Origin of the sequence: Selenobaculum gibii (assembly GCF_030273445.1) — a bacterium.
Classification (GTDB): Bacteria; Bacillota; Negativicutes; order ICN-92133; family ICN-92133; genus Selenobaculum; species Selenobaculum gibii.
On the sequence record NZ_CP120678.1, the window covers coordinates 1,388,810 to 1,402,122 of the forward strand.

At 33.3% G+C, this 13,313-nt stretch carries 14 protein-coding genes and 1 tRNA gene; 2 read left to right on the forward strand and 13 right to left on the reverse strand.

Annotated features, from left to right (window positions below; genetic code table 11):
* Nucleotides 1-5: 5 nt before the first annotated feature.
* The gene (rsmD, locus tag P3F81_RS06660) at nucleotides 6-560 is read right to left on the reverse strand and encodes a 16S rRNA (guanine(966)-N(2))-methyltransferase RsmD (protein WP_147668871.1); all 555 of its coding nucleotides are present in this window, start codon (nucleotides 558-560) and stop codon (nucleotides 6-8) included.
* Between the two features lie 115 nt (nucleotides 561-675).
* Between rsmD and P3F81_RS06665 the strand changes: the two genes are divergently transcribed.
* Nucleotides 676-2,343, forward strand: coding sequence for a DUF4127 family protein (locus P3F81_RS06665; protein WP_309320193.1), 1,668 nt, complete (start codon nucleotides 676-678; stop codon nucleotides 2,341-2,343).
* 47 nt (nucleotides 2,344-2,390) lie between these two features.
* Nucleotides 2,391-2,466: transfer RNA gene (locus P3F81_RS06670), tRNA-Gln, on the forward strand.
* A 54-nt stretch (nucleotides 2,467-2,520) separates the two neighbouring features.
* Here P3F81_RS06670 and fusA read toward each other — a convergent pair.
* From fusA to spoIVA, 12 genes are all read right to left on the reverse strand, one after another.
* The gene (fusA, locus tag P3F81_RS06675; RefSeq protein ID WP_147668878.1) at nucleotides 2,521-4,596 is read right to left on the reverse strand and encodes an elongation factor G; all 2,076 of its coding nucleotides are present in this window, start codon (nucleotides 4,594-4,596) and stop codon (nucleotides 2,521-2,523) included.
* 320 nt (nucleotides 4,597-4,916) lie between these two features.
* On the reverse strand, nucleotides 4,917-5,411 hold the full coding sequence (locus P3F81_RS06680; RefSeq protein WP_147668881.1) for a cob(I)yrinic acid a,c-diamide adenosyltransferase: 495 nt from the start codon (nucleotides 5,409-5,411) through the stop codon (nucleotides 4,917-4,919).
* A 14-nt stretch (nucleotides 5,412-5,425) separates the two neighbouring features.
* A complete protein-coding gene (gene ndk / locus P3F81_RS06685; protein WP_147668884.1) occupies nucleotides 5,426-5,848 on the reverse strand; it encodes a nucleoside-diphosphate kinase in 423 nt (140 codons plus the stop codon).
* Between the two features lie 12 nt (nucleotides 5,849-5,860).
* On the reverse strand, nucleotides 5,861-6,376 hold the full coding sequence (locus tag P3F81_RS06690; RefSeq protein ID WP_147668887.1) for a gamma carbonic anhydrase family protein: 516 nt from the start codon (nucleotides 6,374-6,376) through the stop codon (nucleotides 5,861-5,863).
* A gap of 95 nt (nucleotides 6,377-6,471) precedes the next feature.
* Nucleotides 6,472-6,933: a type II toxin-antitoxin system RatA family toxin gene (locus P3F81_RS06695; RefSeq protein WP_147668890.1), complete on the reverse strand. Its 462-nt coding sequence runs from the start codon at nucleotides 6,931-6,933 to the stop codon at nucleotides 6,472-6,474.
* A gap of 39 nt (nucleotides 6,934-6,972) precedes the next feature.
* The gene (locus P3F81_RS06700; protein WP_147668894.1) at nucleotides 6,973-8,217 is read right to left on the reverse strand and encodes an aspartate aminotransferase family protein; all 1,245 of its coding nucleotides are present in this window, start codon (nucleotides 8,215-8,217) and stop codon (nucleotides 6,973-6,975) included.
* 43 nt (nucleotides 8,218-8,260) lie between these two features.
* Nucleotides 8,261-8,518, reverse strand: a complete 258-nt coding sequence (locus P3F81_RS06705; RefSeq protein ID WP_147668897.1) for a YlmC/YmxH family sporulation protein — start codon at nucleotides 8,516-8,518, stop codon at nucleotides 8,261-8,263.
* Nucleotides 8,515-8,820 carry a hypothetical protein gene (locus P3F81_RS06710; RefSeq protein WP_147668899.1) on the reverse strand — a complete coding sequence of 102 codons (306 nt, stop codon included), beginning with the start codon at nucleotides 8,818-8,820 and terminating at the stop codon, nucleotides 8,515-8,517. Before P3F81_RS06710 ends, P3F81_RS06705 begins: the two co-directional genes overlap by 4 nt.
* 106 nt (nucleotides 8,821-8,926) lie before the next feature.
* Nucleotides 8,927-9,838: a homoserine kinase gene (gene thrB, locus P3F81_RS06715; protein ID WP_147668902.1), complete on the reverse strand. Its 912-nt coding sequence runs from the start codon at nucleotides 9,836-9,838 to the stop codon at nucleotides 8,927-8,929.
* A gap of 23 nt (nucleotides 9,839-9,861) precedes the next feature.
* Nucleotides 9,862-11,157, reverse strand: coding sequence for a homoserine dehydrogenase (locus P3F81_RS06720; RefSeq protein ID WP_147668905.1), 1,296 nt, complete (start codon nucleotides 11,155-11,157; stop codon nucleotides 9,862-9,864).
* Nucleotides 11,158-11,179: 22 nt separating this feature from the next.
* Nucleotides 11,180-11,626, reverse strand: coding sequence for an ACT domain-containing protein (locus tag P3F81_RS06725; protein WP_147668908.1), 447 nt, complete (start codon nucleotides 11,624-11,626; stop codon nucleotides 11,180-11,182).
* 127 nt (nucleotides 11,627-11,753) lie between these two features.
* Complete coding sequence (gene spoIVA, locus P3F81_RS06730) at nucleotides 11,754-13,232, reverse strand: stage IV sporulation protein A (RefSeq protein WP_147668911.1); 1,479 nt, start codon at nucleotides 13,230-13,232, stop codon at nucleotides 11,754-11,756.
* Nucleotides 13,233-13,313: the final 81 nt, after the last annotated feature.

Here is a 13,313-nt window from a genome sequence, read left to right on the forward strand (position 1 = left end):
AATAACTATTTATTATATTGATATATACTGATTATAGTTGTGCCATATTTTTGTTGTTTTTTTAAATTTAAATATTTTAAATTCTCACTTAATTTATCTTCTCTAGAATGTTCAATAATGACCAATGCTTCATTTGAAAGAATTGTCAGATCGTCTAAGAGCACTAGAACCTTTTCACTCAACCCTTTGTGATATGGAGGATCACAAAAAACAAGATCAAATCGCAAATCCATATTCATAAATTTGCTTAATGCTGAGAAAACATCCATTTTATAAATATTGCATCGTTCAATTAATTTTGTATGTTCAGCATTATCTTTTATTACACATATGCTATCTAAACTCTGATCAACGAAAAAGGCTTTATTAGCCCCCCTACTCAAGGCCTCTAATCCTAAATTCCCACTTCCAGCGAAAATATCTAATACATTAGAAGCATAGATTTGATTTTGAATTATACTAAATAAAGATTCTTTTACCCTATCTGCCGTTGGTCTAGTTACTAAGCCTTTTGGCGCTTTTAATTTGCATCCTTTTGCAATTCCTGTTATTATTCTCATTGTACTCCCTCATATAAAATTATATTTTATATTCTAGCATATTTGTTATCATTAGTGAATATTAGCACGTACAAAATACATGTTTAATATACAAGACTTAAAGAAAGGTGATAAAGTGAAATCTAAAATTATTGCAAGCTTTTCTATTTTTCTTATAATAACCTGCTATTTTTTTTCAACTATTCCTAGTTATAAACTAATGGCACCCACCCCAATTCAATATCAACATAAAATTTTATTGATTCCATTAGACAGTCGCCCGCCTTGTACAAATTTTGTTATTGACCTAGCTAAAATAGTAAATATTGAAATAATCATTCCACCTGATGAAATTCTTGACAATTATAAAACACCCGCAAATCAAATTTTAGTACGACAATGGTTGAAAGATAATATTAAAAATGTAAATTTTGCTATTATATCTACAGACATGCTCATTCATGGAGGCCTAATGGCTTCACGCCTTTCCGAGGGCTCAGAGAATGACATAGTTGATACACTTCAGCTATTGCAAGAAATACATAATCAATATCCCAGCATAGATTTATATGCCTTTAATATAATTCCTCGTCTGTGGGTTGGCGACAGCGAAGAAACTAAAAAATATCAAACAAGCATTTTAGAATTTTCTAAATTAAAAGATATTATTTATACCTTTCATAATCCTATTGATATAGAACGACAAAAGGAAGTAGAAGCAAAACTTCCAACGAATATCAAAAATAACTATCTTACTTTATATGCTGAAAATGAAAAATTGAATAAAGAATTAATAAATTTAACCCAAAAAGGTGTTTTAAAACAACTTCTTATCGGTCAAGATGATGGACAATCCTTCGGCATTCCCAATATAATAAAAAGAAATTTACAACATTATTTATGGCAAAAAAACATCGCTGAGAACCAGGTAATTATTACCAGGGGGACCGATGAAATTGCCTTAACTATATTAGGGAGTATAAATTCTACACTTCAACATCATCAACCTAAAATTTTTGTACAATACAATGATGAAAAAGCATCAAGTATTGTAATGCCCTATATGCCACATTCAGTTGCAACTACCGCAAAAGAAAAAATTGAAATTGCTAAAGGAATTCAAACCACTTCTATTGATAGTGCGGATTTTGTTCTTTACGTTTACATTGGAACTAAAGACAATATGCAGAATCGATATGCTAGTGCACAAGAATTAAAAAAGCTTTTAGAGAGCGGCTACAAAGTCGCGCTAGTTGATTTAAGTGAAAACTTCGAAGCTTCTGAAACACTTTTTCCTGTGTTAAAGGCTAACCACGTTCCATTAAATCAGTTAATTGCCTACTCCGGATGGAATACCACAAGCAATTCTATCGGAACTGCGATTACCCAAGCAACTTTATTTACTGGCAAATTACACAATATCACCAGCGAAAAGGATTTAGCAACCACTTATTCGAATCATTTGACATTTTTAACCTCACGTTTCTTAGAAGATTGGTATTATTTAAAATCTTCACATGCGAAAATTGATCATCTTTTAAAAGCACAAAATATTGATGTATACAATTTAAATGATTCTTACAACTTTGCGAACGCACAATTACAAAAAGAAATGTTGCAGCAATCTCGTATTCTATTGAATGACTCCGCTTATAGAATTCCAATTAAAATCCAATATAATGATACTTATTTTCTTTTAAAAGTTAAAGATATGAAAATTGATGTAAACTATCCTTGGCCACGAACCTTTGAAATTGATATAAAACCTTCCTTATCGTTTGTTATTTCCAAAGATATTTCTTGACTTTCACATTATAAAAGAATATAATATTTAACTATCGGGTATGTTTTTGGGGCGTCGCCAAGTTGGTAAGGCACGGGATTCTGACTCCCGCATTCGTTGGTTCGAGTCCAGCCGCCTCAGCCATTTTGATTTTTAAAAGTGATATAAAAAAAGAGGAGCTTTCTTAGCTCCTCTTTTTTATATATCACTTTTTTCATTTTTTTTAGATTCAATGATATCTTTTGCCAATTTATTAGGTAATTCTTCATAATGTGAAAACTCCATATCAAAGGTTCCTCTGCCTTGCGATATCGATCGTAAATCTGTAGCATACCTTGCTAATTCACTTAATGGAGCTTGAGCTCTCACCAATCCCATTCCTTTGGTTATGGTTTCCATCCCTAAGATTCTACCTCTGCTAGCATTTAAATTACCAATAATATCTCCCATATAATATTCTGGAATACTAATTGTTAAATTATAGATTGGCTCAAGCAATATAGGTTTTGCTAACATCGCTCCTTTTTTAATCGCCAATGCACTTGCCATCTTGAATGCAATTTCGGACGAATCCACGTTATGATATGATCCATCACATAAATTGACTTTGATATCAACCATAGGATATCCAGCTAAAATACCCGCTTCTAAAGTTTCTCGAACCCCTTTTTCAACCGCCGGAACATATTGTTTAGGTATAGCTCCACCAAAGAGCGTTTCGATAAACTCAAACCCGCTTCCAGCTGGCAAAGGTTCTATTTGCAGCCATACATGCCCATATTGTCCATGGCCACCGCTTTGTTTTTTATGCTTACCTTCTACTTTCTCACTAGCAGTTATCGTCTCTCTATAGGGAATCTTGCGTTCTTTCAACAAAACTTCAACCCCAAATTTTCTTTTTATTTTATCTAAAATAATTTCTAAATGTAATTCTCCGATACCACTGATTAATAATTGTTTTGTTTCAGAATCTTTAAAAACTTTTATTGTCAAATCTTCGTCGGTAATACGCCCTAATGCATTGCTAATCTTATCCTCATCGCCCTTGTTTTTCGCCTGTATCCCCATCGTAAACATCGGTTTAGGAAATTCAATTGGCTCATATAAAATGGTATTTTCTTTGCTGCAAAGTGTATCTCCAGTCGCTACATATTGCATTTTTGCTATGACAACAATATCTCCTGCATGAGCTATTTCCATAGCCTCCTGTTGTTTTCCTCGCATCGTAAAAAATGCATTTATCTTCTCCGATTTTTCCTTATCAACATTATATAAAGTCATATCTGCTTTTAATACGCCTGAAATTATTTTTAAATAATTTAGCCTACCGACAAATGGATCTGCTGTTGTTTTAAAAACAATAGCGGAGAATTCATCTGTAGCAACCCGTTCAATAATTTCTCCTGTATCGGGAATAATTCCCATCACCGGTTTGAGCATTGGTTCTGGCATATAATTGATAATGGAATTTAACAGCTTACGAGACCCAATATTCTTTAAGGATGACCCACATAAAACAGGAAATATTTTTGCCGCCTGAATTCCCTCCGCTAAAGCAATAGAAACTTCTTCTTCTGATATCTCTTTTCCCTCTAAATACTTATCTAATAAATCATTATTAAATTCGGCTACGACTTCAATTAATTGCTGTCTAGCGTCCTCTACTTCTTTTTGCAAAAATTCTGGTATTTCTCCTTCTACAGGCACATTGTTACTCGTAACAAACCGAGTATTCATCGATAATAAATCTACAACCCCATGAAAGGCTTCTTCAGAACCAATCGGAATCTGAATAGGCACTACGCCTGTTCCAAATTTTACTTTTAACTGTTCGACTACAGCATAAAAATCTGCATGTTCCCGATCCATTTTATTAATAAAAAAAGCCCTTGGCAATTTAATTGCACTAGCATACTCCCAAACCTTTTCCGTCTCAACTTCTATTCCCGCAGGAGCACATAGCACAATTAAAGCACTATCAGCCGCCTGCATTACAGATTTCACTTCGCCTATGAAATCAGGATAACCAGGAGTATCAATAAAATTCAATTTATAACCTTGCCATTCACAAGAGGCTAGAGTACTACTTATACTCATCTTTCTTTTTACTTCTTCAACCTCAAAATCAATGAGTGACGTCCCTTCATCTACTTTACCTATTCTTTTTGCATAGCCAGCATTAAAAATCAAAGTATCTGTCAGTGAAGTTTTCCCTGATTTTCCGTGTCCCACAATTGCAATGTTTCTAATAAGATTTCTTGTATACTCTTTCATGGTTATCCCTCCTGTGCTATTAACTCGACAGCTACAATATTGTCAGTATTTTCTGTATTCTCTGACAACATGCCATTCTCCTTTTTTAAAATTGATTTTTCTAAAAATTAAACCGTCCTAAATCATATAAATTATTTAAAGTAATTTATATGATCTAGGACGGTTTAATAAGTAATTATTTATTTTTACTGATGACACGTATAACACTTCGCAATGGTTTTGGCACAGAAAAAACATAAATAGAAACCGCTTTCACAAAAACCCCTCCTATGATAATCCATCTACATTACCATATGTATCACAGAAGAATTTTGTGACAATTAAAGTTCTTCATAACGCATCAACACAAAACACAAATCAGATAATCTGTTTAAATAGATTGTTACATATTTCGATACCGCTTCGTGATGATGTAAAGTAAGAACTCTGCGCTCAGCTTTTCTAATCGTAGTTCGCGCTATATCTAAAGCAGCGCCAGCGGACGTATCTCCAGGCGTAATAAAAGCAGTTAACGGCGGTAATTTTTTCTCAAAATTATCAATTATACTTTCAATATCATCAATATGTTTTCGGGTAATATATTCTTTAGAAGATTTGCTTGCCAATTCAGCCATTAATAACATACTAATTTTTTGTATACTATGAATTTGCTCAATTACCTCTTCCTTCTTCGCAAAAGCTCTAGCTAACCCTAAAAAAGAATTTGCTTCATCAACTGAACCATATGCCTCTACTCGTATTGAATCTTTATCAACACGTTCACCTGTAAAAAGCCCTGTAGTTCCGTTATCGCCAGTTTTTGTATAAACACCCATAATATCATCTCCATTTAAAGATTATACATTAATTCATCGGCTAGAAAAAATAAATTGATTTCCCGTCGCGCATTTTCAATACAATCCGATGCATGCACAGCATTTAAAGTACTATCTGTAGCAAATTTAGCTCGAATTGTATTAGGTTCTGCATTTACTGGATTTGTGGCACCATTAATTTTTCTTACCTCATTGATTGCATTTTCCCCACTTAAAACTAATGCAACTAATGGACCTGAAATCATAAAATCAACAAGTTTAGCATAATAAGGTTTACCAATATGTTCAGCATAATGTTTTGCAGCCAACTCTTTTGTCATCTTCAACATTTTTAAAGCTTCAATTTTCAAACCAGCTTTTTCGTATTCACTTAAAATAACCCCTATTGAATTCATTTTCACAACATCCGGCTTTATTAAAACAAGTGTATGTTCCATTTGTATGACTCCTTATTTTATGTATTCTTGTGCTATATCATAATAATGCATAGCCGATTTTTTTATATCTGCTATTTCTTTTTCACTTAATTGACGAACCACTTTCCCTGGAATTCCCATAACCATCGAATTTGGTGGTATAACCTTTCCTTCTGTTACTACACTTCCTGCTGCAATTATAGAATTTTCACCAATTTTACAATAACCGAGTAAAACTGCTCCCATACCAATTAGACAATTATTCTCTATTGTGCATCCATGTACAATTGCCCCATGCCCAACAGTTACATAATCTCCAATAAGGGCTGGGCAATCACTCATTACATGCACTGTACAATTATCTTGAATATTAGTATATTTTCCAACCTGAATTTTTTCTATATCGCCACGTAGCACAGAATTAAACCAAATATTTGCCCCTTCTTCAACTTTGACAGCACCAATAATAGCAACACCCTCTGATATATATACACTTGAATCAATTTGAGGTGTTACCCCTTTATACGAAATAATGTTTTTCTTATTCAAATAAAACAACTCCTAATTTAAATAATCTATTTTCTATGATATGACAATTTCCATATTCCATCAAGTCATTATTTGTTATTTTTTATTTTTATGTTTCAAGATGTCATCTTTATCTCATTTTCTTTTTGATTCAATTCTTTTTCTATTGATTCAAGCATTTTCATACTATTATCCGATATTTTTTTTATTAGTATCGGATTAATAAAGTTTGCTAACATCGAAATTCCTAAATCAACATCTATAATAAGCTTTACTATAGTTCCCTCTTGCGTTTTCTCCAGTATCCATTCTCCGTTAAAATTAGTAAAATCACCTTCAATTTGTTTATATGAAATTTTATAGTTTTTTTCATCAAACAAATCTTCTTCTATCCATCCTACTTTTATTCCATCCACGAATACCTTCCATGAAGTTATTGTTTTACAAGTATCACGCTCTAAGATTTTTACCTCTACTACGTTGTCCATAAATTCTGGATAACGTTCCATTCTACAAATAAATGGATAAATAGCATCACAACTGTATTTTAAAAGTTTGTCAACCTCTATATGCGGCATAAAAAAACCTCCCTATACTTATTTTAACTGTAAATATATTTATTCCATAAATTTTTCAATACTTTGAAATGCTTCTGCAAAAATGTTAATCACTTGATCAATTTCTTTCTCCGTAATAATAAATGGCGGCTCTAATCGAATTACCTTTGGGTTATTTAGCGTATATGCAACTAAAACACCGCGTTTTATAAGTTCAGCAATGGTTAATCCACCTATTTCCTCCTTAATCAACTCAACTCCAATCATCAAACCACGCCCACGAATTTCTTTTATTAAATGTGGATAAGTAGATTTTAATTGTTCTAATTGGCTAATAAAATATTTCCCTTTTTTACCAACCCTTAAATTTTCATATTCACGTTGCATAAAGGTAATAGTTGCAATTCCTGCACTACAAGCTAAAGGATTTCCTCCAAAAGTCGAAGTATGCAAAAAAGGACTCTCTATAAAAGAATTCCATATTTCTTTTGTAGACGAAAAAGCTCCAATTGGCATTATCCCACCGCCAAGGGCTTTAGCTGTAAGAATAATATCCGGTACTACTTCATCATAATTCACCGCAAAAAATTTACCTGTGCGCCCCATTCCGGTTTGAATTTCATCACAAATTAGTAGACAATTATATTCTTCACATAGTTGCTTTACTTTATTCAAATATCCAGTATCAGGAACTATAATTCCACCTTCCCCTTGTATTGGTTCCACAATAATTGCAGCTGTATCTTTGTCAACAATTTTACATAAAGATTCTATATCATTAAATGGAACATGAAAAAAGTCTTGAAGTAATGGCTTAAATGGATTTCTATATAACTCTCTTCCGGTAGCACTTAACGCACCTAAAGTCTTCCCATGAAACCCATTCAGCATGGCAATAATTTTACTTTTACCCGTATAAAGTTTAGCTAATTTCAAAGCCCCTTCCACTGCTTCAGCTCCACTATTTACCACAAAACTATATTTTATATCCCCCGGCAAGATTTCTGCTAGTAAATTTGAAAATTCTGCCAAAGGTCGATTTAGAAAAACTTTGCTCCCCATAGGCATGAGATCCAATTGCTTTTTTACTTCATCAATTATAAATGAGTTGCGATGTCCAAAATTAAAAACTCCATACCCTCCTAAACAATCTATATATGGCTTATTGTTTATATCGTATATGTATAATCCATCTGATTTATCTTCAACTTTTAAAATATTCATAAAATATAACAATTTAGGCAACGATGGGTTAATATATTTTTTATACTTCTCAACAATTTCATCACAAATAAAGTTATCCATATTAATTCCCCCATAAAATTCAATTAAACAGACTTATTTAAACTCATTCTGAATTGTCTTTATATTTATAACTATTTATAATAATTAGTTCATTGCTAATTTTCTGTACTGATTCCCAAGGAATTGATATTGCACGATTGCTTCCAATGAAATGCGATAATGCATTTCTATTGGGAATCAATATAGAATGAATACTTCCACTTGTATCATCAAATACCAATTCACATTCATCCAAAACTCCAATTTTTATCCCATCGTTAATATCGACAATTTCTTTTCCCCTAAGCTCACTTAATCTCATAACCTCACCCACCTTATTATTCTTTCAATAACCGGTTGAAATACTGCTAAAAGTATAGAAATTAGTGCAATGGGTTCGACCTCTATTGCAAAAATTATAATTTTATCAGGAATAACAATTTTTAAAAAAGAAATTAACAGCGTAATTGCCAAATAAATCCCGCCTGCTGTTCCTATTAAATCTTGTATTGCTAATGACAATGGAGATGATACAGGCTCAACTTCTACTTTTTTTCTATATTTGTAGCTACGCAACCAAATTCCATATATAAGTAAAAGGAATATCCCGCCAATACTCCACACGATAATACCTCCTCTATCTATATAAAATTATGAGCTAACTCGCAATTTATTCAAAAAAAAAAAAATAAGAATAACAGATGAAACTGTCATTCTTATTTATGCATGTTTAAATTTCCGTAGCCTGTACTCCTTGTGAGTCAATATCTAAAATAACATATTTTGCATCAACATCATTTGATCTAAAAGCACTTACCATCGCTTCGCCTATTTCATTCATTTTTTCAGTTGTAAATGCAATCAAGCAAGGACCTGCCCCACTTAAAGCAACACCTAATGCACCATTTTTTAAGGCTTTGTTAAATACTTCTTCCATTCCAGGGATCAAACCTAGGCGATATGGTTGATGTAATTTATCCCCTAGGGCATTTCTCAAGTGTTGATATTCGCCTTTACACAGCGCACCTACTAATAGCGCCGTACGACTAACATTAAAAACCGCATCTTGTAATGGAACCATATTAGGCAGGACTCTTCTTGCCATTTTAGTCGATAAATTAAAGCTAGGAATAGCTACGACTAATTTAATTCCTTTTGGTGGCATAAAAGATAAGCATTGTGCAATATGATCTTGATCAATACTTAACGTAATGCCACCAAAAATAGCTGGAGCAACATTGTCCGGGTGCCCTTCTATATCCGTTGCCATCTGAAATATCTCTTGCTTATTAAATGGACTGCCAATAACTACATTAGCCGCCATTAATCCAGATACAATAGCAGCCGCACTACTTCCTAATCCACGTGCTAGCGGAATTCCATTAGACATTTTGATTATTCCACCATTATATTTTTTTTCCGCTTTTCTTAATAAATATTGAATAGATTTCCAAACAACATTGCGTTCATCACACGGAATATTATTTTTACCTTCTCCATCAATTTCTATTGTTAATTTTCCACTGTTATTCAAGGTCAATTCTAATTCATTATAAATTGTACAAGCAATTCCTATAGAATCAAAGCCTGGCCCACAGTTTGCTGAAGTTCCTGGAACTTTAATTTTTACTGATTTCAGCATTTTTTCTCCCCCGTTATTGAAACCTATTTGCGCTGCGCCTCAACTCTTATAATATTACGAATCTCTGTAACATCTTTTAAATTTTTAATTATAGCCGAAGCCTTTGCAAGATGTTCTTGCGCTACTTCATGTGTAATTAATACAATTTCAGCACAACCGTTTACACGACGTTTTTGAATGACAGAATTTAAACTTACTTGATTATTTCCAAAGGCCCCTGCAATTGTTGCTAAAACCCCTGGTTCATCTTTTACTAATAAACGTACATAATAAGCAGAAATCGACTTTTCTACTGGGCAAATCATTTTATCTTCAAAACAAGTACAACTAATTTTCCCACTTGTTTTGTGAACAATATTGCGAGAAATATCAATAATATCAGCAACAACAGCACTAGCTGTTGGCCCTTCGCCAGCCCCACGCCCATAAAACATCGTCTCGCCTACAGCATTTCCTTTTACGAAAATTGCATTAAATACATCATTCACCGATGCTAATGGATGCGTATTCGGTACCAATGCAGGATGAACTCTAACATCGATGCCATACGCAGGTACATCTTTTGCAATTGCCAATAATTTTATTACATAACCAAGCTCACGTGCATATTCAATATCTTCTGGAGTAATCGCTGTAATTCCCTCCACATAAACATCATCTAAATGAACTCTAGTATTAAATGCGATAGAAGACAAAATCGCAATTTTCCTGGCAGCATCTAATCCACCAACATCAGCAATAGGATCAGATTCAGCATAACCTTTTGCTTGTGCTTCAGTAAGTACAGTATGATAATCCAATTTTTCATTTGTCATTTTAGTCAGCATATAGTTTGTCGTGCCATTGACAATCCCCATAACTTCAAGGATTTTATTTGCTGTTAAGCACTGCTTTAAAGGTGTTATAATTGGAATACCACCGCCAACACTAGCCTCAAACATGAAATCCACCTTATGCTTTTCTGCTGCCTCAAACATTAATTTTCCATACTTTGCAACGACATCTTTATTTGCTGTTACTACATGCTTTCCAGCTTCTAATGCCCGTAACATATATTCTTTCGCTGGATTCTCACCACCCATGACTTCGACTACAATATCAATACTATCATCATTTATAATTTCTTCAAAATCATCTATAATTGTACATGTAGAAGGAATTTTACGTTTTTTGTTTAAGTCACGCACTAGAACTTTTGTTATAGCAACTTCTCTACCAATTTTCTGTGTAATTTCATGAACATTTTCTAATAATACCTTAATAACACCCGTTCCAACTGTGCCAGAACCTAATAGTCCTATCTTAATCTTTTTATTCATACTTTTACCCTTTCCATCTTATCTAAGCTTGTCCTAATACTTCTAATCTTTTTACTCCCTCTACCATTCTTAGCTTATCTAACAAAGCCTCTAAATCTACTGCCAAATCTGCTGTTTCTATTGATACTGTCGCATTTGCAACCCCTTGTAGTGGAATTCCTTGATTAATAGTTAACACACTCCCTGAATCTGCAGATATTGTGTTCAATACTCTTGATAATACGCCTTGTTTATGGTCTAATAATAACGTTAAAGTAACTATTTTATCTCGGCTTGCCTCATAGAACGGAAATACAAAATCCTTATATTTATAATAAGCACTGCGACTTAATTCCATTTTTTCAACAGCTTCATTAATCGTTCTTGCTTCACCGCGTTTTAACATTTCCTTTACTCGAATTGTTTTTTTTATTGCTTCTGGCAAGATTTCCTCTCTTACCAAAAAGAATCCTGATTGTTGTTTATGCATGAAAGAACCTCCGTACTCTTGTAATGGATAATAATCTATATACAAAAGACATTATAACACTAATAGATTGATAATTACAAGAGTATATAAAAAAAGTCAGCTTGCTTTTACAAGACTGACTTTTTTTTTAAAAAATAATACAAATTAGACCGCCGCTTCCATCATTTACAATACGTGTTAGTGCATCTCTTAATTTATTTTGTGCATTTTCAGGCATACAAGATAATTTATTTTGAATTCCTTCACGAACTAAAGAATTTAACGACTTACCAAATAAATTTGTACGCCAAATTCTTTCTGGCTCTCCTTCAAATTCTTTCATCAGATATTGAATCAATTCTTCACTTTGTTTTTCAGTACCTAAAATAGGCGCAATTTCTGCCTGTACATCCGTTCTTATAATATGCAATGATGGCGCAGTAGCTTTTAATCTTACCCCAAACTTACTGCCCGTTCGAATAATTTCTGGTTCTTCCAGCACCATTTCATCCACCTGTGGTGCAACAACAGCATATCCTTTTTCTTTTACCATTTCTAACGCATCTGATAACTTATCATACTCGCGTTTTGCAACAGACAAGTCTTGCATAATTCTTAGCAAATGATGTTCACCACTAATTGTAAATCCTGTTAATTCTTCAATAACTTGATAGAATAAATCGCCACGTGTCATCACTTCAATTGTTGCTACTCCACATCCTAAATCCATATCCTGCAAAACTACTTCAGAAACAAATTCAGATTCATTCAGAGAATCTATAGCTGCATCAATATCACGCAATCTATGAATATCTTGTACCACACCTTCAACAATCCCAGTAAAATTTCGTTTTAGCCAATAATCTTCCATTAATTCATCAATCCATTTTGGCAATGAAACATTTACTTCTTTCACAGGGAATTCATATAAAACTTCTTGTAAAATTGCATAAATATCATCACTATTTAATTTTGCACAATCTACTGGAATCACTGGAACATTATATTTTTCCTCTAACGACAACACAAGTTCCTGTGTATCAGCCGCTAATGGCTTATTCGTGTTTATAATTACTAAAAAAGGTTTTTCTAGCTCTTTCAATTCATTAATTACACGTTCTTCTGCCGCAAGATATTGTTGCCTAGGTAAATCAGTTACTGTTCCATCTGTGCTTATCACCAAGCCAATCGTTGAATGCTCTGTTATTACTTTCTTCGTTCCAATTTCCGCAGCTTCTTGAAACGGAATTTCTTCCTCAAACCAAGGAGTTAATACCATCCTTGGTTCATCTTGTTCTGCATATCCTAAAGCTCCTTCTACAGTATATCCTACGCAATCAACCATGCGTACTCGGACCGAAACATTTTCTTTTATATTAATTTCTACTGCTTCATTTGGAATAAATTTAGGCTCTGTCGTCATAATAGTTTTTCCAGCTGCACTTTGTGGTAATTCATCTTTTGCTCTTTCTTGCTCATATGGATCAATAATATTAGGCAATATAAGTGTTTCCATAAATTTTTTAATAAAAGTTGATTTTCCTGTACGTACTGGACCTACTACCCCAATATAAATATCACCGCCAGTACGCTCAGCGATATCTCTAAACAAATCAAATTTCTCCATAAACAAAACCTCCCTAAAATTAATCAAATGAGCTATCGCCTAAAAATCCACTCCTTTCAAAAAATAAGTGCATTAATCACT

What these genes read in the sequence shown, in the direction of transcription:
- rsmD (WP_147668871.1), bottom strand. Translation starts at nt 560, where the DNA reads ATGAGAATAATAACAGGAATTGCAAAAGGATGCAAATTAAAAGCGCCA.
- fusA (WP_147668878.1), bottom strand. Translation starts at nt 4,596, where the DNA reads ATGAAAGAGTATACAAGAAATCTTATTAGAAACATTGCAATTGTGGGA.
- P3F81_RS06680 (WP_147668881.1), bottom strand. Translation starts at nt 5,411, where the DNA reads ATGGGTGTTTATACAAAAACTGGCGATAACGGAACTACAGGGCTTTTT.
- ndk (WP_147668884.1), bottom strand. Translation starts at nt 5,848, where the DNA reads ATGGAACATACACTTGTTTTAATAAAGCCGGATGTTGTGAAAATGAAT.
- P3F81_RS06695 (WP_147668890.1), bottom strand. Translation starts at nt 6,933, where the DNA reads ATGCCGCATATAGAGGTTGACAAACTTTTAAAATACAGTTGTGATGCT.
- P3F81_RS06700 (WP_147668894.1), bottom strand. Translation starts at nt 8,217, where the DNA reads ATGGATAACTTTATTTGTGATGAAATTGTTGAGAAGTATAAAAAATAT.
- P3F81_RS06705 (WP_147668897.1), bottom strand. Translation starts at nt 8,518, where the DNA reads ATGAGATTAAGTGAGCTTAGGGGAAAAGAAATTGTCGATATTAACGAT.
- thrB (WP_147668902.1), bottom strand. Translation starts at nt 9,838, where the DNA reads ATGCTGAAATCAGTAAAAATTAAAGTTCCAGGAACTTCAGCAAACTGT.
- P3F81_RS06720 (WP_147668905.1), bottom strand. Translation starts at nt 11,157, where the DNA reads ATGAATAAAAAGATTAAGATAGGACTATTAGGTTCTGGCACAGTTGGA.
- P3F81_RS06725 (WP_147668908.1), bottom strand. Translation starts at nt 11,626, where the DNA reads ATGCATAAACAACAATCAGGATTCTTTTTGGTAAGAGAGGAAATCTTG.
- spoIVA (WP_147668911.1), bottom strand. Translation starts at nt 13,232, where the DNA reads ATGGAGAAATTTGATTTGTTTAGAGATATCGCTGAGCGTACTGGCGGT.